This is a genomic window from Pseudomonas sp. RSB 5.4, assembly GCF_037126175.1.
Taxonomy (GTDB): domain Bacteria; phylum Pseudomonadota; class Gammaproteobacteria; order Pseudomonadales; family Pseudomonadaceae; genus Aquipseudomonas; species Aquipseudomonas fluorescens_H.
Genome location: NZ_CP146986.1, coordinates 1244212 through 1269169, shown reverse-complemented (window position 1 = coordinate 1269169; position 24958 = coordinate 1244212). Strand labels below are relative to the sequence as shown.

Genomic DNA, 24958 nt, shown 5'->3' with positions numbered 1-24958 from the left:
ATTCTCGCAACCACCCGCGCCGTACTGCATCCATTCTCGGCCGGGCAAATGCGGCGATTGTACTGATTGCGCAGAAGAACGCACTGACAAAGTAATCATTTTGCCATCAACCCGATGAAACGCTTGTTTGATGGTTCTACAAGGCTCTGGAACAACGATCACAACCTGTAGGAGCTGCGGCACGCTGCGATCTTTTGACTTTGTTTTAAAGATCAAAAGATCGCAGCGTGCCGCAGCTCCTACACGATTTATTCGCTGGCCAGTTGTCCGTCCCAACCACCGCCCAGCGCCGCAATCAATTGCACGCTGGCGATCAAGCGGCTCTGCAGAATGTTCAGCACCGTGCGCTCGTTACTCAACGCCGTGGCCTGCACCACAACCACATCGATGTAGGCAATCAAACCGGCCTTGTACTGATTCTGGGTCAGGCGCAGCGAGTCACGCGCCGCCTCCAGTGCTTCCTGACGCACAGCGGCTTCGTCTTCATACACCTTCAGTTGCACCAGATAGTTTTCCACTTCACGGAAACCATCGAGCACAGTCTGGCGGTACTTGGCGACGGTCTGGTCATAGACCGCCTCGGTACGGTCAACCTCGGCCGAACGGATGCCGCCGTCGAAGATCGGCAAGTCCAGTTTCGGGCCGACCGACCAGAAACGGTTGGGCAGGCTGAACAAGTCTTTGGAGGTACTGCTGCTGTAACCGCCACTCATGCTCAAGGTCAGATCCGGGTAATACGCCGCTTTCGCCACGCCAATGTTGGCGTTCGCGGCAATCACCGAGCGCTCCGCAGAGGCGATGTCCGGGCGGCGCTCCAGCAACTGCGACGGCAGACTCAGCGGAATCTGCGGCAGGTTCGGAATGCTCTGGGTTTCGGCAATGCTGAACTCGGCCGGCGCCTGCCCGGTGAGGACGGCGATAGCATTCTCAAACTGCGCCCGTTGCCAGATCAGGTCCACCAGATCGGCCTGCGTGCTTTTCAGCTGAGTCTGTGCCTGCGCCACCGCATCGCGCCCGGAAATACCCGCGCGGTACTGGTTCTGGGTCATTTGCAGCGATTTCTCGTAAGCCGTGACGGTGGCTTCGAGCAGGCGCTTCTGCTGATCGATCACCCGCAGTTGCAGGTAATTCTGCACCAGCTCCGATTGCTGGCTCAGGCGCATCGCCGCCAGATCGGCGAAGCTGGCCTGGGCGCTGGCTTCATTGGCTTCCAGGCCACGGCGCAACTTGCCCCAGATATCCGCTTCCCAACTCACGCCCAACTGCGCGTTGTAGGTGTCGCGAATGCCGCTGGCGGAACTGCTCAGGCTCGAACTGCTGCTGCCGGTGCCCTGGCTGGAGCGGGTCTTGCCCAGGCTCAGGTCGACGTTCGGGTAAAACGCCCCCCGGGCACTGCGCACCAAAGCCTGGGCTTGACGGTACTGGGCTTCGGACTGCGCAACGGTCTGGTTGGAGCTGTTGAGTTTCTCGATCAGGCCATTGAGCTGCTGATCGCCATACAACTCCCACCAGGCGCCACGGGCCAGCGAGTCGCTCGGATTGGCCTGGCGCCAGCCTTCGGCCTCTTTGTATTGCGCGACCTCGGCGGTCTGCGGGCGCTGATAGTCCGGGCCGACGGCGCAGGCACTGAGCATCGCCACGCACAGCGACAGACTCAACAGGCGCGAGCCGCGCGCAGTGGCCAGATTGAGAAGCGAACGGTCAGTCATAGCGGAGTTTCCAGAGCGGCGTCAGTACGCACGCCACGCCACTTGTTGAAGCGGTGGCGCAGCTTGTCGAGATAGAGGTAAACCACAGGCGTGGTGTAAAGAGTCAGCACCTGACTGAAGATCAGGCCGCCGATAATGGTCAGGCCCAATGGCTGGCGCATTTCCGCACCTTCCGCACGGCTGAGCAGCAACGGCAAGGCGCCGAGGATCGCCGCCAGGGTGGTCATCAGAATCGGCCGCAGCCGTTGCAGGCAGGCGCTGCGGATCGACTCCAGCGGCGACAGGCCCTGATGGCGCTCCAGTTGCAGCGCCAGGTCGATCATCAGAATCGCGTTTTTCTTCACCACCCCGATCAACAGGAACAACCCGAGCAGCGAGATCAGGCTGAACTCGCCGCCCAGCGCATAGATCGACAGCAACGCGCCGACGCCAGCCGAGGGCAAGGTCGAGAGAATCGTCAGCGGATGAATGTAACTTTCATACAACACGCCGAGTACCAGATACACCGCCAGCAGCGCACCGAGGATCATGAACGGCTGGCTCTTCTGCGTCGCGGCAAAGGCGTCAGCGGTGCCGGCCATTTTCGCGATAACGTCTTCCGGCAGACCAAGCTTGGCAATCGCCCGTTCGATCGCGGCACTGCCCTGCTCCACCGTCACGCCTTCGGCCATATCGAAGGAAATGTCTTCAGAGGCGAACTGGCCTTCGTGGCTGACGCGGTCGTCTTCCAGACTGTTTTCGTAGTGGGCAATCGTCGACAACGGAATCCGCGCGCCGTCAGCGGTAATCACGTGCACCTGATTGAGCGTTACCGGGTCCTGCGCATACTTCGGATTGACCTCCATCACCACCTGATACTGGTTGAGGCTGTCGTAGATCGTGGAGATCTGCCGCTGGCTGTAGGCGTTGTTCAACACCGCCGTGACCATGTTCATGTCGACGCCGAGGCGCTTGGCCTGATCGCGGTCGACAATCAGCGTGACCTGCTGCGCGCCGCGCCCCTCGCGGGCGTCGATGGCCGTGAGCTCGGGCAGCGCCCGTAACGCGGCGACGACTTTCGGATACCACTCGCGCAACGAACCCAGATCGCCGCTTTGCAGGATGTAGCTGTATTGCGACGTGGTCTGCTCGCGGCCACCGCCGAACTGCAGGTCCTGATCCGCCATCAGCATCAACTGGGCGCCGGGAACCTTGGGCATTTCCTTGCGCAGACGTTCGATGACTTTCTGCGCCGAGAGCTGACGCTCCTTGATCGGTTTCAACCGCACCAGCATAAAGGCGTTGTTGGTGCCGTTGGTGCCGCCGATGAACCCGGCGACGCTTTCCACCGCGTCATCCTTGAGCACGGCGCGGCGGAAGGTTTCCATTTTCGGCTGCATGACACTGAACGAGAGGCCGTCATCACCGCGCACGAAACCGATCAACTGACCGGTGTCCTGTTGCGGCATGAAGGTTTTCGGCACCACGACATACAGCGCGACGTTCACCCCGACCGTGATCAACAGACTGAGCAATGTCAGACGACGATGACGCAACACCCAGTCGAGGCTGGTGGCGTATTTGCCGACCATCCAGTCGTTGGTCCGTCGGCTCCAGCGTTGCAAACGGTTTTCTTCACCCGGGGTATGCGGTTTGAGCCAGCGCGCGCAGAGCATCGGCGTAAGCGTCAGGGACACCACCAGCGACACCACGATCGCCGCCGCCAGTGTGATCGAGAACTCGCGGAACAGGCTCTCGATAATCCCGCCCATGAACAGGATCGACAGAAATACCGCCACCAGCGAGACGTTCATCGACAGCAAGGTGAACCCGACTTCCTTGGCCCCGAGGTACGCGGCTTTCATCGGTTTGACGCCTTCGTCGATGTGCCGGGAGATGTTTTCCAGCACCACGATGGCATCGTCCACCACCAGCCCGGTCGCCAGAATCAACGCCATCAGCGACAGGTTGTTCAGCGAAAAACCATACAGGTACATCACCGCGAAGGTGCCGACCAGCGACACCGGCACCGCCAATGTAGGAATCAGCGAGGCGCGGAAGTTACCGAGGAACAGGAACACCACCAGAATCACCAGTGCCACGGCGATCAACAGAGTCATTTCCGCTTCGTGCAACGTGGCCTTGATCACTGGTGAGCGATCCATTGCCAGGTTCAGCTTGACGCTGGCCGGCAGTACCGCTTGCAGAGCCGGCAACTGCGCCTTGATCTCGTTGACCGTCTCGATGATGTTGGCGCCGGCCTGACGGTTGATCACCAATAGCACCGCCGCGTCATCGTTGAAGAAACCGCTGTTGTAACGGTCTTCGACGCCGTCGCTGACCTTGGCCACGTCCTTCAGACGCAGGGCTGCACCGTTGTTGTAGTGGATGATCAGTGATTCGTAATCCTTGGCTTTCTCCAACTGGTCGTTGGCCTGGATCTGCCACAGGCGCTCGCTGTCTTCCACCGAGCCCTTGGGCCGGCGCACGTTGGCCCCGGCGATGGTCTTGCGCACATCGTCGAGCGCCACGCCGTACTGGTTCAGCGCCTGCGGTTCGAGTTCGATGCGCACCGCCGGCAGCGAACTGCCGCCGATCTGCACTTCACCCACGCCCTGCACCTGGGACAGGCTCTGCGAGAGGATGGTCGAGGCCAGGTCATAGAGCTGGCCTTTTTCCAGCACATCCGAAGTCAGCGACAGCACCATGATCGGCGCCTGCGACGGGTTGACCTTCTTGTAGGTCGGCATGCTGCGCATCCCGCTCGGCAACAGGTTGCGCGAAGCGTTGATCGCCGCCTGCACTTCCCGCGCCGCGCCGTTGATATCACGATCGAGGTCAAATTGTAGAATGACCCGGGTCGAACCCTGGCTGGAGCGGCTGCTCATGGTGTTGACGCCGGCAATCGCCCCGAACGAGCGCTCCAGCGGCGTCGCCACCGTGGACGCCATCACCTCGGGACTGGCGCCGGGCAGACTGGCCTGGACCACGATCACCGGGAAATCCATTTGCGGCAGCGGCGACACCGGCAACAGGCCGAAGCTGACCCCGCCCAGCAGCATGATCGCCAGACTCAGGAGCATGGTCGCGACCGGGCGCTTGATGAAAGGACCGGAGAGGTTCATTGACCGCAATCCCCAACATCACACCACTCCCTTGTGGGAGCGGGCTTGCTCGCGAATACGGTCTGACATTCAACATTCATGTCGCCTGATACAGCGCTTTCGCGAGCAAGCCCGCTCCCACAGGGGGAATGTGTCCAGACAGTCATACCGGTACCTCTTCGGCATTGGTTTTGCCAAAGCGCCGACCGAGACGGTCGAAGTACAGATAGATCACCGGCGTGGTGAACAGGGTCAGCACCTGGCTCACCAGCAAACCTCCGACCATTACCAGACCCAGTGGCTGACGCAGTTCCGCCCCGGAACCGGTGGCGAGCATCAGTGGCACCGCGCCGAACAGTGCGGCCAGGGTGGTCATCAGAATCGGCCGAAAACGCAGCAGCGCCGCCTGATAGATCGCCTGCTCCGGTGCCATGCCCTGCGTGCGTTCGGCGTCGAGGGCGAAGTCGATCATCATGATCGCGTTCTTCTTGACGATACCGATCAGCAGGATGATGCCGATGATCGCGATCATGCCCAGGTCATTGCCGCTGAGCAGCAACGCCAGCAACGCGCCGACCGCCGCCGACGGCAGGGTCGAGAGAATGGTGATCGGGTGGATGTAACTTTCGTAAAGCACGCCGAGCACGATGTACATGGTCACCACCGCCGCGAGAATCAGCAGCAAGGTGCTCGACAGCGAGGCCTGAAACGCTTCGGCCGCGCCCTGAAACTGGGTCTGCACACCAATCGGCATGCCGATGTCCTTCTGCACTTGATCAATGATGTCCACCGCATGCCCCAGCGCCACGCCGGGCGCCAGGTTGAACGACATCATCACCGCCGGGAACTGACCGATGTGGGTAATCGCCAGTTGCGCCTGGCGCTCCTCGACATGGGCCAGGCTCGACAGGCGCACCTGCGCACCGTCAGTGGTCTTGACGTGAATCTGATCCAGCGCCGCCGGCCCGATCTTCTCCCCGGCCTGCGCCTGCAGCACCACGCGGTACTGGCTAGCCTGCGTATAAATGGTGGAGATTTGCCGCTGACCGAAGGCGTCATACAGCGCATCGGTGATGTTCTGCACCGAGACACCGAGACGCGAAGCCGCGTCGCGGTCGATCACCAGATAGACCTGCAGGCCTTTATCCTGCAAGTCGCTGGCAACGTCGGTCAGTTCCGGACGCTGGGCCAGGGCCTCGACCAGACGCCCGCTCCACTGGCTGAGCAGTTCGGCATCCGGTGAGGACATGCTGAACTGGTACTGGGTCCGGCTGACCCGATCCTCGATGGTCAGATCCTGCACCGGCTGCATGAACAGGCGGATGCCGACCAGTTTGTCCAGTTGCGGTTGCAGGCGCGCGATCACCTCGGTGGCGCTCAGGTCACGCTGGCCGTGGGGCTTGAGGTTGATCAACAGACGACCGCTGTTGAGCGTCGCGTTGTCGCCGTCGACACCGATGTAGGACGACAGGCTTTCAACCGCCGGATCTTCGAGAATCACCTTGGCCAGCGCCTGCTGACGCTCGCCCATGGCCGCGAAGGAAATCGACTGCGGCGCCTCGGAAATGCCCTGGATCACCCCGGTGTCCTGCACCGGGAAGAAGCCCTTGGGTACAACCATATAAAGGAACACGGTCAGCGCCAGAGTACCGATGGCCACCATCAGGGTCAGCGGCTGGTGCTTGAGCACCCACTGCAACTTGCGCCCGTAAGCAGCGATCATCCAGTCGATGAATGCGCCACTGGCCCGGTAGAAACGGCCCTGCTCGTGTTCTTGCGGTTCACGCTTGAGCAGTCGCGCGCACATCATCGGCGTCAGGGTCAGCGAAACCACCAGGGAAATCAGGATCGCCACCGCCAGAGTGATGGCGAACTCGCGAAACAGCCGCCCGACCACGTCGGCCATGAACAGCAGCGGAATCAGTACCGCAATCAGCGACAGCGTCAGGGAGATCAGGGTAAAGCCAATCTGCTTCGCGCCCTTGAGCGCGGCCTGCATCGGGCTGTCCCCTTCTTCGATGAAGCGCGCGATGTTTTCCAACATCACAATCGCATCGTCGACCACAAAACCGGTGGCGATGGTCAGCGCCATCAAGGTCAGGTTGTTGACCGAGAACCCGGCGAGATACATCACGCCAAACGTACCGATCAGCGACAGCGGCACCGCTACCGACGGAATGATCGTCGCGCTGGCACGCCGTAGAAAGAGGAAGGTCACCATCACCACCAACGCAATGGCGATCAGCAGTTCGTGCTGCACGTCAGTAACCGAGGCGCGGATGGTCTGAGTGCGGTCGGTGAGCACGGTGACGTCGAGGCCGGCCGGCAGGTTATCGGTGATGCTCGGCAGCAACGCTTTGATCCGGTCGACCACCTCGATCACGTTGGCGCCCGGCTGACGCTGGATGTTCAGCAGCACAGCCTGATTCTGGTTGGCCCACGCGGCGAGACGTTCGTTCTCCGCACCGTCGACGATTTCCGCCACATCCTTCAGACGCAGCGGCGCGCCGTTCTTGTAGGCGAGGATCAGGTTGGCGTAGTCCTTGGGCGACGTCAGCTGGTCGTTGGCATCGAGCATCGAGACCCGGGTCGGGCCGTCGAAGTTACCTTTCGGCTGGTTGACATTGGACGCGCCGATCAGGGTGCGCACGTCTTCCAGGTTCAGGCTGTTCGCCGCGAGGGCTTCCGGGTTGACCTTGATCCGCACCGCCTGCCGCTGACCGCCGGCAATGCTGACCATGCCGACGCCGCTGATCTGGGCGATCTTCTGCGCCATGCGCGTATCGACCAGATCATTAAGCTTGGGCAGAAGCATGGTTTTCGAGGTGATCGCCAGGGTCAGCACCGGGGTATCCGCCGGGTTGACCTTGTTGTACACCGGCGGCGCCGGCAGGTCGCTCGGCAGCAGGTTGGTCGCGGCGTTGATCGCGGCTTGCACCTGCTGTTCGGCGACGTCCATGTTGATGTCGAGGCTGAAACGCAGGGTCAGCACTGAAGCGCCGCCGGAACTGGTCGAGGCCATTTGCGTAAGGCCCGGCATCTGCCCGAACTGGCGTTCGAGCGGCGCGGTGACGGCACTGGTCATCACGTCCGGACTGGCGCCGGGGTACAGGGTCATGACGCGAATGGTCGGGTAATCGACCTGCGGCAATGCCGAGACCGGCAGCAGGCGATAGGCAATCAGGCCGGCCAGAACAATGGCCAGCATGCTCAGGGTGGTCGCTACCGGACGGAGGATGAACAGCCGCGAAATGTTCATGCGCCCTTCTTGGCCTTGTCTGTCGAGGCGGTGTCATGCGCGCTGGCAGCGGGCTTGCCTTGCAGGTGTTCGGTCGGCGTTGTCGGCACGTCATTGCTGTCGTTGACCACTTCGACTTCACTGCCCTCCTTCAAGCGGTCGGTGCCTTCGAGCACCACGCGGTCGCCCGCGGCGAGACCTTCGGTGATCACCGTGTTGTTGCCATCGCTCGCGCCGATCTTCAGTTGGCGGATGGTGACTTTTTTGTCGCCGTCCATTGCATAGACGAAGGTGCCATTGGTGCCGAACTGGATGGCTGCGGACGGTGCCAGCACTACACCCTTGAGGGTGTCGGCCAACAGGTGCACGTTGACGAACTGATTGGGGAACAGCGACTGGTCGCGGTTATCGTAACGGGCCTTGAACTTCAGGGTACCGGTGGTGACGTCGATCTGGTTGTCGAGACTTTGCAGGACGCCGGTGGCCTGAATTTTGGTGTCGCCACGATCCCATGCCTCAGCGGGCAGTTTGGCGCCGCTGTGGTAACGCGCCAGCACGGTTTCCAGATTGTTTTCCGGCAGGGTGAACACCACGCTGATTGGCTGAGTCTGGGTAATGACGGCGAGGAACGTGGTGTCGTTCGCCGCCACCAGGTTGCCGACGTCGAGCTGACGCAGGCCGACACGACCGGCAATCGGTGCGCGGATCTTGGTGAATTCGAGATTGAGCTTGGCGTCGTTGACCGCCGCCTGATTGGTCTTGACCGTGCCCAGATACTGGCCGACCAGCGCTTCGGCGGTGTCCAGAGTCTGTTTGGCGATACTGTCTTCCTTATACAGGCCACGATAACGCTCGACGTCGACCTGTGCGTTTTTCAACTGCGCCTGATTCTGCAGCAAGGTGCCTTCAGCCTGGAGCAAGGCATTCTGATAAGGACGCGGATCGATCTCTGCCAGCAGGTCGCCGGCCTTGACCATCTGCCCTTCCTCGAAATTGATCTTCACCAGTTCGCCGCCCACCCGGCTGCGCACATTGATGGTATTGAGCGCAGTGACCGTGCCCAGCGCCTTGTAATACAGCGGGAAGTCACCCGTGACCGCCGGCGCCACACGCACCGGAATCGGCCCGGCCGCGCCGCCGAAGCCCGGCCGCATCATCCCCGAACGCCCGGTGTGGCCGGCAGCAGCTTTCTGCGCGCCCTCCTTGTGGGCTGAACCGGCGGGCCAGAATTTCCAGCACAAAGCGGCGATGATCAGCAGCACAAGCAGGCTCAACAGCCAGCGACGAGAGTTACGGGAGGACGATTGCATGGAGTGATTTACCATTGGGCGCGTGGGCTTCTTTTTACGGGAGGCTGAACGATAAGCACTGACGGGACTTAAGCAAAGCAGCTTTACCGGCTATTTACTTTCAACTTACGTTACAAGGTGTGAGCCAAGACACTGATACACAAATGAAAACGGCCTGGACAGGGCCAGGCCGTTAACAATTGTAAAAGCGCTTATTTCAGTACGGCGAGTGCTGCGTCGTAGTTCGGCTCTTCAGCGATTTCCTTGACCAGCTCGCTGTGCAGCACGTTGTCGTTCTCGTCCAGCACCACCACGGCGCGGGCGGTCAGGCCTTTGAGCGGGCCATCAGCGATGGCTACACCGTAGTTCTCGATGAACTCGGCGCCGCGCAGGGTCGACAGGTTCTGCACGTTTTCCAGGCCTTCGGCGCCGCAGAAGCGGGCTTGGGCGAATGGCAGGTCAGCCGAGATGCACAGCACCACGGTGTTGGCCAGTTCGTTGGCCTGAGCGTTGAACTTGCGTACCGAAGTCGCGCAGGTCGGAGTGTCGACGCTTGGGAAGATGTTCAGCACTTTGCGCTTGCCGGCAAAGTCTTTCAGGGTGACGTCGGACAGATTGCCGGCAACCAGAGAAAAGGCTGGCGCCTTGGAACCGGCTTGTGGCAACTGGCCGTTGACTTGAACCGGGTTGCCTTTGAGGGTGACTTGAGCCATGACTTTAGTCCTTCTTAACGTGGTTATTGAGCATGCAAGAGGCCGAAGTTAACCACGAAATTGTCCGACGACCTATGCCCTGAATGAAAATTGTCAGGGGGCTACGCAAAAAACTGTATACAACCGCAAATCCTGTGGGAGCGAGCTTGCTCGCGAAAGCAATCTGCCAGGCAACGCTATGCTGAATGTGCCGCCGTCTTCGCGAGCAAGCTCGCTCCCACACTGATCTTCGCGGATCTGCATCATTTATTTAGAAGGTCTGTCGATTCGTGAGGTGACCGTTCGACTACGTAGTGAATCCCCCCATTCCCTGGAGAAACCACCATGCGATTCATGATCCTTGTCAAAGCCAGCGCCGACTCCGAAGCCGGCATCATGCCCAGTGAAGAGCTGATCACCGCCATGGGCAACTTCAACGAAGAACTGGTCAAGGCCGGCATCCTCATCGACGCCGATGGCCTGCACCCGAGCAGCAAAGGCGCGCGCGTGCATTTCTCCGGCGACAAGCGCACGGTCATCGACGGCCCGTTCATCCAAACCAAGGAGCTGGTAGCCGGGTACTGGATCTGGGAAGTGAAGTCGAAAGAAGAAGCCATCGAATGGGTCAAGCGCTGCCCGAATCCGATGCCGGGAGATTCTGATATCGAGATCCGCCAGATTTTCTCCGCCGAGGACTTCGGCGCCGAGTTCACTCCTGAGGCGCGGGCGCAGGAAGAGCGTGTTCGCGAGCAAGCGAAGAAAAATGCCTGATCCAACGCCACGTTGAATTTGAAATTGCCATCGCGGGCAAGCCACGCTCCCACAGGTATTGAAGCGTTCACAAATCCTATGACCGACTCGATACCTGTGGGAGCGTGGCTTGCCCGCGAAAGCGTCATCACTGACAACACTCATTTAATTGATCAGTTCACCATTCGACTGCGAAGCCGTACACAAAACCAAAGAATTAATCCCTTCGACTGGCTAACTCCCCATTAGCTGCTAGCGTCAATCAGACGTGTCCTACAGGCTTGATAAAAAAGGAAATACGCCCAACGGCCGAAAAGTGCCGGGTCGTCCATGCAGTAGCCACCAGGGAAACGGGGATCATGTCGAAAAAATTGGGGATTCGCGCCTTGCTGCTGGCGGGTTCGCTGGCGCCTGTATTTTGTGCCCTAGCGAATAACGCCGAAGAGGCCAACAAAAGCAACAACCCGCTGAACCTGGCGCCCGGCGCCAACCTGCAGGATTACTACACGCCGAAGCTGTTCGACAGCAACCTGCACACCAATGATGCCTTGCTGCGCGGTACTTTGCCGATTGCGCCCAATGATTTCATCGGCGTACCGCAATTGCTGCGCGCAACGATGCCGATCAGCACCCGCCCCGATCCGCACGGCGGCTACAGCACGGGGATTGGCGACCTCAACCTGTTCGACATCTTCCTGCTCAAGACCGAAGGCGTGCAGTTGGGCATCGGCCCGCAGATCACCGCGCCGACCGCCGCCGAGGATGAACTGGGCACCGGCAAGTGGCAGGCCGGCCTCGCCGCCGTGGCGATTGATTCGTCACCGCGTGGCCTGCTCGGCGCGCTGGTGCAGTACCAGAGTTCGTTTGCCGGTGACCACGACCGCGCGCATGTCGAAACCGCAACCCTGCAGCCCTTCATCATCCATAACCTCGACAAGGGCTGGTACCTGCGCTCCACCGGCACCTGGACTTTCGACCTGAAGAACAACACTCACTACATCCCGATCGGCCTGGGTGCGGGCAAGGTCTGGAAGTCCGGCAGCAATATTCTCAACGCCTTCCTCGAACCGCAGTGGACCGTCGAACGCAAAGGCGATGGTGTGCCGCAGTTCACCCTGTTCGCAGGGATCAACGTGACATTCGGAAAATAAGGACATCGCCATGCACATCGCTTTACGCGCCGCCGGTTTCAGCCTGATGACCCTGTTCGCCAGCTGCGGCGTCGGTGCTCAGGAGCTCGACACCCGTATCGGCAAGATCGCCATGGAAGGCGAGCTGCCGGCGCATGAGTCGATTGCCAAACTCTACGCCGAGCTGGATTTCCAGCAGGCGACCCAGAGTTACCTGTGGGCCTTGCCGCTGGTGTCCTACGCGCAATGGCAGGGAGAGTTTCGCGACAAGCTCGGCGCGCGCAGCGGCGATCTGCTGGTGCTCGACAGCTACGAAGACAAGCTCGGCGTGATCACCGCCAATGCCACCACGCCGTACATTCTCGGTTTCGTCGACCTCAGCGAAACCGGGCCGCTGGTGATTGAACTGCCACCGGGACCGACCGCCGGCGGCATTGGCGATTTCTGGCAGCGGGCGATCATCGACATGGGCCAGACCGGCCCGGACAAAGGCCAGGGCGGCAAATACCTGGTGCTGCCACCGGGCGCGGAACCACCAGACGATGCCGACAAGTATTACCTGGCCAAATCGGAAACCATGAACGTGCTGGTGGGCTTCCGGGTGCTGGATCCGGATCCGGCCAAAGGCAAGGCGCTGGTCGAGCAATTCAAGATGTACCCGTACGCCAAACGTGCCGAGCCGAGCAAAACCCGCCTGCTGTCGCCTGACGGTAAAAAGTGGTCAGGTACCCAGCCGCGCGGCATCGCTTACTGGCAGCGGCTGCACCAGATCATCCAGAAAGAACCGGTCAATGAACGTGACCGCTTCTACATGGCGATGCTCGCCAGTCTCGGCATCGAGAAGGACAAACCGTTCAACCCCAACACCCAGCAGCGTCAGGCCCTGGAGTCCGGCGCGCAGGTCGGTGAACTGATCGCCAAGGCCAACACCTTTGCCAAGCGTTTTCCTGACGCGCAGTACTGGCCCGACCGGCATTGGGACACGGTGCTGAACATCGCCGAACCGTCGCAACGCGTGGCCTATTACGACCAGTTGTGGGAACGCAGCGCCTGGTTCTACGAAGCGGTGACCAACACCAAAGGCATGGTCTCCAAGACCCCGGGCCTCGGCCAGACCTACCTCGGCGCCTACACCGACGCCAAGGGTGACTGGCTCGACGGCGGCAAGACGTATCGCCTGCACGTCGACGCCAACCCGCCGGCCAAGCAGTTCTGGTCGATGACCGTGTACGACATCGACAGCCGTTGCCTGATCGACAACCCGCAGCGCAAGGCCGACCTGTCCTCGCGTCAGGACTTGAAAAAGAATGCCGACGGCTCGGTGGACCTGTACTTCGGCCCGACCGCACCCAAAGGCTTCGAGAGCAACTGGGTGCAAACGCTACCCGGCAAGCACTGGTTCAGCTATTTCCGCCTGTACGCGCCGACCGAAGCCTATTTCGACAAGAGCTGGAAACTCGATGACATCACTGTCGTGCAATGAATAAGGACGCCGTATGAACGCACGCAATCTATTGCTGACTGGCCTGACCCTCGCCCTGAGCAGCAGCGCCTGGGCCGATTTCAGCGCCAGCCCCGAAGAAGCCCGCGGCATCGCCAAGGACGCCTATCTTTATGGCTTCCCGGTCGTGGAGATGTACAAGACCCTGTACACCCAGGCCGTGGACAGCAAGAGCCCGAACTTCAAGGCACCGTTCAACCAGATCGGCAACACTGCCAAGGCTTTCACTGCCAAAGACACCGCGTTCGTCACGCCGAACGCCGACACGCCCTACTCGTTCGTCTGGATGGACCTGCGCAGCGAACCGCTGATCCTGACCTTGCCGCCGATCGAAGAGCACCGTTATTACTCAGTGCAACTGATCGATGCCTACACGCAGAACTTCGCTTACCTGGGCACCCGCAGTACCGGTAATAACGGTGGCCACTTCATGATCGCCGGGCCTGACTGGCAGGGTCAGCAACCGATCAACATCGACCGGCTGGTGCGCAGTGAAAGCAACATCGCCTACGCGCTGTATCGCACGCAGCTGTTCGACGAAAAAGATCTGGGCAAGGTCAAGCAGATCCAGAAAGGCTACAAGGTCGAACCCCTGAGCCACTATGTGAAACAGAAAGCCCCGGCGCCGGCACCGAAAGTCAGTTGGCCGAAACCGACGCCGACCATGAGCGAAACCCCGGAGCTGTTCCGCTACCTGAACTTCATGCTCGCTTTCACCCCGCCGCAGGATGTCGAAAAAGACCTGCTCGCACGCTTCGCCAGAATCGGCATCGGTGCCGGTCAGCCGTTCGACCTGAAACAGCTCAGCGCCGAGCAACGCAAGGCCCTCGAAGACGGCATCAGTGACGCCAAGGTCGAATTCGCCGCGTTCAAGAAAGACAAGGTCGACACGCACCAAATCAGCAGCGGCGATCTGTTCGGCACCCGTGATCACCTCAAGGGCAATTATCTGTATCGCTACGCCGGCGCCAACATGGGCATCTTCGGCAACTCCGCTGAAGAAGCGAACTACATCGGCTATTTCGTCGACAAGGACGGCCAGCCGGCCGACGCAGCGAAACACGACTACACCCTGCATTTCGACAAGGGCGCCCTGCCGCCGGCCGACGCCTTCTGGTCGCTGACCATGTACGACGGCAAGAGCAAATTACTGGTGGCCAACCCGCTCAATCGCTACCTGATCAACTCGCGAATGCTGCCGGATCTCAAGCTCGATGCCGACGGCGGACTGACCCTCTACGTGCAGCACAACAATCCCGGCAAGGACAAGCAAGCCAACTGGCTGCCGGCACCGAACGGGCCGTTCTACGGCGTGTTGCGCCTGTACCTGCCGAAACCGGAAGTGGCCAGCGGCGAGTGGAAAATGCCGTTGCTCACCCCGGTCAACTCAAAACAATAAACGGAGCCAGTGATGGTCAAGCCTAACGTTGTGCGTCCGCTGCTGGCGCTGTGCATGATCGGCAGTACTCAACTCTATGCAGCCGAGGGTGGCGTGGGCCGGCCGATTACCGGGCAACAGGTGTATTCCAACGCCGGGATCATCCCGCCGGAACCGGGCTGGGTCGTCTCGGTGACCAGCATCTGGTACGACGGATCGCTCAAGGGCAGTCGCGGCGCGCCGATTTCCGGTGAAGTCAGTGCCGGGATCGACATGAAAGTCTCCTACACCATGACCAACCTGACGCACATCTGGGACACCGGCAAAGGCCCATGGAACTTCGCCTCGGCAATCGGTGTTCCGCTGCAGTACACCGACATCGACGCGGCCATCACCGGCCCGCGCGGACGCACCCTCGGGACCAGCGATTCCGGCACCCAGTTCGCTGACGCGCTGGTCACCCCGATTGCCGCCGGCTACCACTTCGACGAGTTGAACCACATCGCGTTCTCCCTGCCGATCTACGTGCCGACCGGCGCCTACAACGACAATCGCCTGGCCAACCCGGGGCAGAACAATTACACGTTCATGCCCACCGTGGCCTTCACCCATCTGGACGGCAAGGGTGGCGAGTTCACCCTGTCCAGTGGCCTGGAGTTCTACACCCAGAACACTGCCACCGATTATCGCAACGGCAACATCTTCACCCTCGATGCCTTGTGGACTCACGGCTTCGGCAGTGGCTGGAGCGCCGGCCTGGCGGCCGGCTATATCCAGCAGGTCACCGACGACAAGGGCCAGACCGCCGACAGCCTGAATGGCTTCCGTGGCCGCTCCGTCGGCGCCGGTCCGGTGGTGGCATGGGCCGGTAAATTCGCCGACGCCCAGGCGAGCTTCAGTGCGCGCTGGGTGCCGGAGTTCGACACCAAGAACCGCCCTGAAGGCAACGGCATTGCCGTCAACATGACCCTGGCGTTTTTCTAGACCGGCCACAAAGGACTGTCCCATGACCGCACTCACCGACCTCAACGCCCTGCAAGCGAGCATCGCCGAAGCCGTACTCGGCCAGGATCAGGTCATTCGGCAGATCCTCCTCGGCCTGCTGGCCAACGGGCACTTGCTGCTGGAAAGCCTGCCGGGGCTGGCCAAGACGCGCACGGTCAAGGCGCTGGCCACACACCTGGACGCGAAGATGAGTCGCATCCAGTTCACCCCGGACTTGTTGCCCTCGGACATCACCGGCGCGGAAGTGCTGCATCAGGTCGCCGGACAAAACGAGATCCGCTTCCAGCAAGGGCCGCTGTTCGGCAATCTGATCCTTGCCGACGAGATCAACCGCGCTCCGGCCAAAGTGCAGGCCGCGCTGCTCGAAGCCATGGAAGAGCGGCAGATTACCGTGGCTGGCACAAGTCACCTGCTGCCGGAGCTGTTCATTGTAGTGGCGACACAAAACCCGATCGAACAGGAAGGCACCTATCCGCTGCCGGAAGCGCAGATGGACCGGTTCCTGATGAAGGTGCTGCTGGATTACCCCAGCGCCGACAACGAAAGCCAGGTGTTGCGCCTGTTGCGCGCCGAAGAGTTTGCTCAGGGCGCGAACACCTCGCCGGGCAAGGGCTTCAGTCTTTCGCAGGCAGTGATCTTCGCCGCGCGCAAGGAAGTCAGCGCGGTGCATGTCTCACCCGCCATCGACCGCTACCTGATTGACCTGATCAACGCCACTCGCCACCCGGCCGATTACGACGCAGACCTCGGACGCTGGATCAGCATTGGCGCCAGCCCCCGGGGCGGCATCGGCCTGGACCGTTGCGCCCGGGCCGATGCGTGGTTGCAGGGCCAGGATTTCGTCTCGCCGGACAACGTGCGCGCCGTGGTGCATCCGGTGTTGCGCCATCGCCTGCAATTGAGCTACGACGCGGTCGCGGATGGCGTGACTGCCGATCAGGTGCTCGACCGTTTGCTGGATAAAGTGGCGATTCCGGCATGAACACGGATGGCCTGGTCTACGTGTCTCTGGCGCAATTGATGGCGCTGGAATTCAAGGCCCGTGACCTGAGCTTTCTGGCGCGCCAGCCCCAGGGCAGCATCCTCGCCGGCAACCATGCCTCGCGCCTGCGTGGCCGTGGTCTGAACTTCGATGAGCTGCGCCGCTACCAGCCGGGTGATGATTTACGCCACCTCGACTGGCGCGCCTCGCTGCGCACCGGCAAACCGGTGGTACGCACCTTCACCGAAGAACGCGATCGCCCGGCGTTGATCGTGGTCGATCAGCGCATGTCGATGTTCTTCGGCTCGCAACGCAGCTTCAAATCCGCCCTCGCCGCCGAACTCGCGGCGCTGGCGGCGTGGATGGTGTTCAACGCCGGTGACCGGGTCGGCGGTCTGGTGTTCAACGATCAACGCATCGACAGCATCGCGCCGTTACGCAGCCGCAAACGGGTCGAAGCCTTGCTCAGCCGCGTGGCAGAACAGAATCAGGCGCTGAACGCGGCCAACCCCGACGCCGAAGACGAGGATCAACTGGACAAGGCCTTGCAGCGCTGCCTCGCACTGGCCGGGCATGACCATTTGATCTGCATCGCCAGCGACTTTGCAGGCGCCGGTGAGCGCACCTTGCAATTGATGCGGCAACTGCGCGCGCACAACGACGTGATCGCCCTGCAAGTCTACGACCCACTGGCCTTGAAACTGCCGAGCAACGGACGACTGCTGATCACCCAGGGCCAATTGCAGGTGGAACTGGCCGTCGACAAACGCAGCGTGCATCAGCCATTGGGCGATTACCTCGGTGGCCGGCTCAAGGATGTCGCCACCCTGCTGCGCCGCAGTCAGGTGCCGCTGATGATGTTCAGCACCGCCGAAGAGGCCCACGCGCAATTGCGTGCCGAGCTTGGCAAGTCTGCCGGCCCGCGGCGATGAACCCGAATATCCCCGACATTAGCCAGCTCAAGGAGCTGAGCCTGCCGGCGCCGGTCAGTTATGCGCCGCAGACCTGGGGTTGGTGGGTGTTGTTCGCGCTGTTGGTTGTGCTGGCGCTGATTGTTGGTGTGCGACGTTATGGGCAATGGCGACGGAATCAGTATCGGCGCGAGGCGCTGGTGCGATTGGCGCAGTTGCGTGGGCGCAGTGATGACTTGAACGCTCTGCGCGAGTTGCCCGAACTGCTCAAACGCGTGGCGCTTTCGATGCCGACCCAAGCCCGGAATTGGAACACAACCACTGTGGGAGCGGGCTTGCTCGCGAAGGCGTCGGCACATCCAACATTGATGGCGCCTGACACAGCGCTTTCGCGAGCAAGCCCGCTCCCACAGGGGCCGGCGGCGCTGGGGAGAGATGAGTGGCAAGCCTTTCTGCAGCAGCACTGCAAAACCAAGCTGCCCGATGACTTCAGCGATCAACTCGCCCAACTCGCCTACGCCCCCGACGCCACCCTGCGCGCCCTTCCCGCCGAACAGCGTCAGGCGCTTTTCGACACCTGCCAACACTGGGTGGAGCAGCACCATGTGGCAGCTTGATTACCCGTGGCTGTTGCTCCTGCTGCCGCTGCCGTGGCTGACCTATCGTTACCTGCCGGCGTATCAGGAAGCGCGCAGCGCCGTGCGTGTGCCGTTTTTCGGGGCCATGAGCCGTGCGGTCGGTGAGACGCCGAGCCGGGTCGGTAATCGCCACAACCGTTGGCAACTGCTGCTGAACCTGCTGGTCTGGACGCTGATCCTGCTCGCCGCCGCCCGACCGGTATTTGTCGAAAAACCCATTGAGCGCCAGCAACCGGTACGCGACCTGATGCTCGCCATCGACATCTCGCAGTCGATGGAAACCGAAGATTTCACTAATGCCGACGGCCAGAAAATCAATCGCCTGGCTGCCGTCAAACAGGTGGTGCAAGGCTTTATCGACAAGCGCAAGGACGACCGCATCGGTCTGATCGTGTTCGGCAGCGGCGCCTATCCGCAGGCGCCGCTGACCCTCGATCACGCCAGCCTTTCGCTGTTGCTGGCTGACACGGGCATCGGCATGGCCGGGCCCAATACCGCCATCGGTGATGCTATCGGCTTGAGCCTGAAGTTGCTGGACAAGGCGCACGAACAGCAAAAGGTGCTGATCCTGCTCACCGACGGCAATGACACCAGCAGCGCGATCACCCCCGATCATGCTGCCGAGATGGCCGCCAACAAGGGCGTGGTGATCCACACCATCGGCATCGGCGATCCGACGGCCTCCGGCGAGGCGCAGGTCAATCTGCACGGGCTGCAACAAATCGCCCAGACTACCGGCGGGCAGTTTTTCCGCGCCGAAGACCGCACCGCGCTGGACCAGGTCTACAGCACCCTCGATCGCCTCACCCCGCATCAGGTGAAAACTCTCAGCCATCAGCCGCAACGCGAGTTGTTCCATTGGCCGCTGGGCGCGGCGCTGGCCCTGTTAGCGCTGTATCACCTCGGCGCCCTGCTGCGCCCGCGACTGGCGCTTGCCCGCCAGCGGCAGGAGGCCTGAGATGGACATCAATCTCGGTGACTTGCACTTCCTGCGCCCACTGTGGCTGCTGCTCGCGCTGTGCGCTGCGCTGCTGCCGCCGATCTGGCGGCGTGGCCGCGACCTGCAGCGACGGCTGCGCGGCAATATCGCCGAACACCTGCTGCCACATCTGCTGGTCACTCCGCAGGACCGGCAGCGCCTGCGCCCGGTGCACTGGCTGTGCGCGATGTTGGTACTCGGCGCCATCGCTGCCGCCGGCCCCACCTGGGAGCAGGATCGCCCGGACTTTCTGGAAAACCGCGCCCCCCTGATCGTCGCCGTGGACCTGTCGCCATCGATGGATGCCCGTGACGTACCACCGACGCGCCTGGAAGCGGCCAAACACAAACTGCACGACCTGATCCAGCGTCGCGCCGGCGCTCGCACGGCGCTGATTGCCTATGCCGGCAGCGCACACCTGGTGTTGCCGCCGACCGACGATCCGGCGCTGCTCGACACCTTCATTCAAGCGCTGGGCACCGGGTTGATCGACAAACCCGGCAAGGACGTCGGCGCCGTCATCGAGCAGGCCCGGCGCCTGCTCAGCGCCGAGCAAACCCCGGGCAGCCTGCTGCTGATCACCGACGGTGCCGACACTGCGCAACTCGATGGCCTCGACAAGCTATTGAAAGGCAGCCAATTGCAGGTGTTGGTATTGGCGGTCGGCAACGAGGATGGCGGCATCATTCAGGGCGCCAACGGCCAGCCGGCAGTCGACAGCAACGGGCGTCCGCTGCTCGGCCATTTCGATCCGGCGGCACTCAAGCAATTGGCCGCCGCTGTCGACGCGCCGCTGGGCAGTCTCACCCTCGACGACGATGATCTTGACTGGATCGAATTGCACGCCCAGCAACACTTCCAGACTGCCAGCGCCGAACAGCAGCAATTGCACTGGAAGGACGCCGGTTACTGGCTGTGCTGGCCGCTTCTCTTGTTGGCGCTGGTGGGTCTGCGCAAGGGCTGGAGCGTCAACTGGGTGCCGGCGCTGGTGCTGGCCGCGGGCCTTGGCTGGCCGGCCGCACCGGTACAGGCCAGTGCACTGACCGATGCGTTTTTCACCCGCGATCAACAAGGGCGCTGGGCCGTCGAGCATGAGCATTGGCCGCAGGCGGCGGCGCTGTTTGTCGATCCGTACTGGAAAGGCGTGGCGGCCTATCACGCGGCGGACTATGACCTTGCACTGGCGACGTTCGCTCGACTGGACACGCCGCAAGCGTGGTTCTACCAGGGCAACATTTACGTGCGGCGCTTCAAGTTCGATCAGGCGATTGCCGCTTACACCCAGGCCTTGCAGCGGCAACCGCAGTTCCCCGAAGCCACGGCCAATCTGGCGCTGGCTCAGGCCTTGCTCAAGGACACCGACAGCGCCGAAAAGAACGCCCCCGAGACCAAACCGAACGAGGTGAAATTCGACAAGGCACCGGGCAAGGGCCAGAGCAAAAAGGTCGAGACCGAGCAGGCGACCTCCGATGCATTGTGGTTGCAGAACCTGACAACTTCGCCGGCGAAATTTCTCAAGCAGAAGTTCAGTTTGCAGGATCAATCGGGGGCCAAACCATGAACCGGGTTGCGGCCATCGCGAGCAGGCTCACTCCTACACGGGATTTGTTTGCGCCGAAAATCTTCTGTAGGAGTGAGCCTGCTCGCGATGGCGCCCGCCTGATCACCGCAACCCTGCTGACCCTGCTCACCAGTTGCCTTTTCACAATCCACGCCTCTGCCGCCGAACCCCAACTGAAAATCCAGGCCCACCTGCAACCCGCCGAAGGCGCCATGGTCGGCGGTCTGGTCGAGCTGCAAGTCGACGTGCTCACCGACACCTGGTTCACCCGCGCCGCCACCCTGCCCGAGCTGAAACTCGACGGTGCTCTGGTAACGCCGCCCGACGGTCAGGCCCAACACCTGAATCAGACCATCGACGGGCAATCCTTCAGCGGCTTGCGCTACAGCTATCTGATCACCCCGAATGTCGCACGCAGCTTCGACATTCCGGCGTTGACGGTCAGCGCGACACCGGGTCAGGCCACTACAGCACTCAGCGCACAAAGTCAGCCTCTGCACTTCAGCGCCGTCCAGCCACCCGGTTTCGAACCCGGAGAAACGCCGCTGGTGGCCAGCGGGCTGCGCTTCAGCCAAACCGTAAGCAACTCGGCAACGCCCTTGAAAATCGGCGACAGCATCACCCGCCAATTGATCCTGCAGGCCGATGGCGCACTGGCGATGGCTCTGCCGGTTCCGCCATTGAGCGACGTTGCCGGTCTGAGTCGTTATCTGAAGACACCACAAGTCATGCGCCTGGATGACGGTCGCGGCAACGTTCTCGGTGGTCAGCGGATCGACGCCGCCACCTACCGCATCGACAAGCCTGGCGCTTACGCCCTGCCCGCCATCGAGGTGAAATGGTGGGATGTCAAAGCGCAGCAAATTCGCACCACGCAGGTGCCGGTCGTAACGTTCGAGGCCGTTGCCGGCAGCGCCCCCAAACCGGTGTTTTCAGTGACCGAAGATCTCAAGCAACTCAACCACAACAACCTGCATTTTTCCACGCGCTGGCTGCTGTGGCTGGCACTGCTCGCGGTCTGTATTGGCACGGGTTATTGGCTGCGTCCGGCGCTGATGCGCGCCCGGCGCCAATGGCAGGCGCGCAAGCAGGCGCGGCGACTGGCCTGGGAGCAATCGCCCGACTTCGCCTGGCAACAGATCAACCCGCAACTGCAAGCTCATCCGACGCAGTTGAGCGCGCTGTACCTGTGGCTGCGCCGCAGTCGGCTGGGGCTGCAACTGGTGAGTGCCGGGCCGCGCCTGCAAGGCCTGTTGCGCGGACTTTACGGACGTGATCCGCAGACTGCACAAACACTTGATCAACTGCGTGAATCGTTGACTACGCTTCACAGTCAGGCCGAACAAAAGGCGCACAAACCGGCGTCGGCCCTGCGCCCGCTCAACCCCGTTCATGAAAGGGATTTCCCATGACCAACCCGCCGCCGCAGCGTCAACGTTTCAGCCTTGCGCTGTTGTTTGCGCTGGCATTGCCACTGCTGGCCCAGGCCAGCGAGCCACTGCCGTCATGGAATGACGGCCCGGCGAAGCAAAACATCATCGCGTTCGTGCAAGCGGTGACCGATCAGCACAGCAAGGACTTCGTCAAACCCGCCGAGCGTATCGCGGTGTTCGACAACGACGGCACCCTGTGGAGCGAGCAGCCGATGTATTTCGAGTTGCTGTTCGCCCTCGACGAGGTCAAGCGCAATTCGCCGCAGCACCCGGAATGGAAAACCACCCAGCCATTCAAAGCCGTGCTGGAAAACGACCACAACGCACTGGCCGCCAGCGGCATGGACGGCATCCTGAAGATCTTCGGCGCCACCCACACCGGCATGACCACCGAGGCTTTCGACGACTACGCCAAGACCTGGCTGAGCCAGGCGCGGCATCCGAAAACCGGCAAGCCCTACACCGAAATGATCTTCCAGCCGATGCTGGAAATGCTCGACTACCTGCGCAGCCAGGACTTCAAGACCTACATCGTTTCCGGCGGCGACACCGCGTTCATGCGCGCCTTCGCCGAGAAGGTCTACGGCATCCCGCCGGAGCAGGTGATCGGCACCACGTTCGTCACCGCGTTCCAGTTCAAGGATGGCAAGGCTTCCATTCTGCGTACGCAAAAACTGGCGCACAACGACGATGGCCCGGGCAAACCGGAGAGCATCGACGCAGTGATCGGCAAGCGCCCGATCCTCGCGTTCGGCAACTCCGACGGCGACCTGCAAATGCTGCAGTGGACCGCCGCCGGCCCCGGCAAACGCTTCATGGGGCTGGTGCACCACACCGATGCGAAGCGCGAGTGGGCCTATGACCGAAAATCCGATATCGGGCGGCTGGACAAAGCCCTCGACGAAGCGAATTCCCGTGGCTGGACCGTGGTGGACATGGCGACCGAATGGCGCCGGATCTACCCGTTCGATCCACCGGCAACCGGGCAGGTGCAATAAGAAAAAGCGTGATGCAGGACTGCAAGAAACGTAAGTCGCAACAACGACCCCCGCGATAAGGAGCAAGTCAGATGACTCGCATACGCAAGTGGCTACCGAAACTCGCCCTGGTGGCAACCTCGGTGATGGCGCTGTCGGCAACTGCCACAGCGGCTGAGAAACCCAACATTCTGGTGATCTTTGGCGATGACATCGGCCAGACCAACATCAGCGCCTATTCCATGGGCGTGGTTGGCTACAAGACCCCGAACATCGACCGGATTGCCAAAGAAGGCATGATGTTCACCGACTACTACGCGGAGAACAGCTGCACCGCCGGACGATCCTCGTTCATCACCGGTCAGACGCCACTGCGCACGGGCCTGTCGAAAGTCGGCATTCCGGGTGCACCGGTTGGCCTGCAGAAACGCGACATCACCATCGCCCAGGCGCTCAAGGGCCTGGGCTATGCCACCGGGCAGTTCGGCAAGAACCACTTGGGCGACAAGGATGAATACCTGCCGACCAACCATGGTTTCGACGAATTCTTCGGCAACCTGTATCACCTCAACGCGGAAGAAGAGCCTGAGCGTCCGTATTGGCCGAAAGACGATGCCGAATTCGTCAAGGCCAACACCCCGCGCGGGGTGATTCACAGCTTCGCCGACGGCAAGATCGAAGACACCGGTGCCTTGACCACCAAGCGCATGGAAACCATCGACGACGAAACCACTGCCGCCGCGCAAGCGTTCATCGAGAAACAGGCCAAGGCCGACAAACCGTTTTTCGTCTGGATGAACACCACCCGCATGCACGTGTTCACCCACGTGCGTGATTCGATGAAGGGCCAGAGCGGGATGCCCGGCAACGAATACGCGGACGGCATGCTCGAGCACGACGCCGACGTCGGCAAACTGCTGAAAACCATCGACGACCTGAAAATCGCCGACAACACGATTGTCGTCTACACCACCGACAACGGCCCGAACCAGTTCTCCTGGCCGGACGCGGCGACCACGCCGTTCCGCAACGAGAAGAACTCCAACTGGGAAGGCGCGTATCGCGTTCCGGCCATGATTCGCTGGCCGGGCAAGATCAAACCGGGTGAGGTGTCCAACGAACTGTTCTCGGGCATGGACTGGTTCCCGACCCTGCTCGCCGCTGCCGGCGATACTGACGTCAAGGAAAAACTGCTCAAGGGCTGGGCACCGACTTCCGGCGGCACCAACTTCAAAGTGCATCTGGATGGCTTCAATCAGCTGCCCTACCTGACCGGCCAACAGCCTAAAGGCGAGCGCAAGGAGTTCTACTACTTCAACGACGACGGCGTGCTGGTGTCGATGCGCTTCGATAACTGGAAAGTGGTGTTCTGTGAGCAGCGCGAGCCGGGTGGCTTCAGAGTGTGGAGCGAACCGTTCGTATGCCTGCGCGTGCCGAAAATCCTCAACCTGAGGATGGACCCGTACGAACGTGCCGACGTGGTTTCCGATCAGTATTACGACTGGCAGACCAAAAACGTTTACCTGGCGGCGCAAGCGGTGCAGAAGTCAGCAGCGTTCCTGCAGACCTTCATCGAATACCCGCCAAGCCAGAAACCGGCGAGTTTCAGCATCGACCAGATCCGTGCTGCAGTTGACGCAAAAATCGCTGAAAAAATGAAAGCGGCACCGGCTGCTCAGTAACACCGTTGAACCGCCGCCCG

At 61.4% G+C, this 24958-nt stretch carries 18 protein-coding genes; 13 read left to right on the top strand and 5 right to left on the bottom strand.

Going from position 1 to position 24958, the window contains the following annotated elements; all coding sequences use genetic code 11:
• Positions 1-248: 248 nt before the first annotated feature.
• The 5 genes from V9L13_RS05635 to tpx form a co-directional block, all read right to left on the bottom strand.
• Positions 249-1709, bottom strand: coding sequence for an efflux transporter outer membrane subunit (locus V9L13_RS05635; protein WP_338801794.1), 1461 nt, complete (start codon positions 1707-1709; stop codon positions 249-251).
• Positions 1706-4813 (bottom strand): efflux RND transporter permease subunit, encoded by a 3108-nt coding sequence (locus tag V9L13_RS05630; RefSeq protein ID WP_338801793.1) that lies wholly within the window; start codon positions 4811-4813, stop codon positions 1706-1708. Before V9L13_RS05630 ends, V9L13_RS05635 begins: the two co-directional genes overlap by 4 nt.
• A gap of 142 nt (positions 4814-4955) precedes the next feature.
• Positions 4956-8051 carry an MdtB/MuxB family multidrug efflux RND transporter permease subunit gene (locus tag V9L13_RS05625; RefSeq protein WP_338801792.1) on the bottom strand — a complete coding sequence of 1032 codons (3096 nt, stop codon included), beginning with the start codon at positions 8049-8051 and terminating at the stop codon, positions 4956-4958.
• Positions 8048-9355, bottom strand: a complete 1308-nt coding sequence (locus tag V9L13_RS05620; protein ID WP_338801791.1) for an MdtA/MuxA family multidrug efflux RND transporter periplasmic adaptor subunit — start codon at positions 9353-9355, stop codon at positions 8048-8050. The genes V9L13_RS05625 and V9L13_RS05620 overlap by 4 nt, the downstream gene beginning before the upstream one ends.
• 176 nt (positions 9356-9531) lie before the next feature.
• Positions 9532-10032: a thiol peroxidase gene (gene tpx / locus V9L13_RS05615; protein WP_007968505.1), complete on the bottom strand. Its 501-nt coding sequence runs from the start codon at positions 10030-10032 to the stop codon at positions 9532-9534.
• Positions 10033-10356: 324 nt separating this feature from the next.
• Here tpx and V9L13_RS05610 point away from each other — a divergent pair, with 324 nt between their 5' ends.
• The 13 genes from V9L13_RS05610 (at position 10357) to V9L13_RS05550 (ending at position 24938) form a co-directional block, all read left to right on the top strand.
• Positions 10357-10782: a YciI family protein gene (locus V9L13_RS05610; protein WP_338801790.1), complete on the top strand. Its 426-nt coding sequence runs from the start codon at positions 10357-10359 to the stop codon at positions 10780-10782.
• Between the two features lie 338 nt (positions 10783-11120).
• Positions 11121-11912, top strand: a complete 792-nt coding sequence (locus V9L13_RS05605; protein ID WP_338801789.1) for a hypothetical protein — start codon at positions 11121-11123, stop codon at positions 11910-11912.
• A gap of 10 nt (positions 11913-11922) precedes the next feature.
• Positions 11923-13374, top strand: a complete 1452-nt coding sequence (locus tag V9L13_RS05600; RefSeq protein WP_338801788.1) for a DUF1254 domain-containing protein — start codon at positions 11923-11925, stop codon at positions 13372-13374.
• 13 nt (positions 13375-13387) lie between these two features.
• Positions 13388-14791 (top strand): DUF1254 domain-containing protein, encoded by a 1404-nt coding sequence (locus tag V9L13_RS05595; protein WP_338801787.1) that lies wholly within the window; start codon positions 13388-13390, stop codon positions 14789-14791.
• A 12-nt stretch (positions 14792-14803) separates the two neighbouring features.
• Positions 14804-15754, top strand: a complete 951-nt coding sequence (locus V9L13_RS05590; protein ID WP_338801786.1) for a transporter — start codon at positions 14804-14806, stop codon at positions 15752-15754.
• Between the two features lie 22 nt (positions 15755-15776).
• Positions 15777-16757: a MoxR family ATPase gene (locus V9L13_RS05585; RefSeq protein ID WP_338801785.1), complete on the top strand. Its 981-nt coding sequence runs from the start codon at positions 15777-15779 to the stop codon at positions 16755-16757.
• Positions 16754-17689: a DUF58 domain-containing protein gene (locus tag V9L13_RS05580; RefSeq protein ID WP_338801784.1), complete on the top strand. Its 936-nt coding sequence runs from the start codon at positions 16754-16756 to the stop codon at positions 17687-17689. The genes V9L13_RS05585 and V9L13_RS05580 overlap by 4 nt, the downstream gene beginning before the upstream one ends.
• The gene (locus tag V9L13_RS05575) at positions 17686-18285 is read left to right on the top strand and encodes a DUF4381 domain-containing protein (RefSeq protein ID WP_338801783.1); all 600 of its coding nucleotides are present in this window, start codon (positions 17686-17688) and stop codon (positions 18283-18285) included. Before V9L13_RS05580 ends, V9L13_RS05575 begins: the two co-directional genes overlap by 4 nt.
• Positions 18272-19264, top strand: a complete 993-nt coding sequence (locus V9L13_RS05570) for a VWA domain-containing protein (RefSeq protein ID WP_338801782.1) — start codon at positions 18272-18274, stop codon at positions 19262-19264. The genes V9L13_RS05575 and V9L13_RS05570 overlap by 14 nt, the downstream gene beginning before the upstream one ends.
• A gap of 1 nt (position 19265) precedes the next feature.
• Entirely contained in the window at positions 19266-20846 is a 1581-nt protein-coding gene (locus V9L13_RS05565; RefSeq protein ID WP_338801781.1) for a VWA domain-containing protein, read from the top strand.
• On the top strand, positions 20843-22258 hold the full coding sequence (locus tag V9L13_RS05560; protein WP_338801780.1) for a hypothetical protein: 1416 nt from the start codon (positions 20843-20845) through the stop codon (positions 22256-22258). The genes V9L13_RS05565 and V9L13_RS05560 overlap by 4 nt, the downstream gene beginning before the upstream one ends.
• A complete protein-coding gene (locus V9L13_RS05555) occupies positions 22255-23277 on the top strand; it encodes an HAD family hydrolase (protein ID WP_338801779.1) in 1023 nt (340 codons plus the stop codon). Before V9L13_RS05560 ends, V9L13_RS05555 begins: the two co-directional genes overlap by 4 nt.
• A gap of 71 nt (positions 23278-23348) precedes the next feature.
• Complete coding sequence (locus V9L13_RS05550; RefSeq protein ID WP_338801778.1) at positions 23349-24938, top strand: arylsulfatase; 1590 nt, start codon at positions 23349-23351, stop codon at positions 24936-24938.
• Positions 24939-24958: the final 20 nt, after the last annotated feature.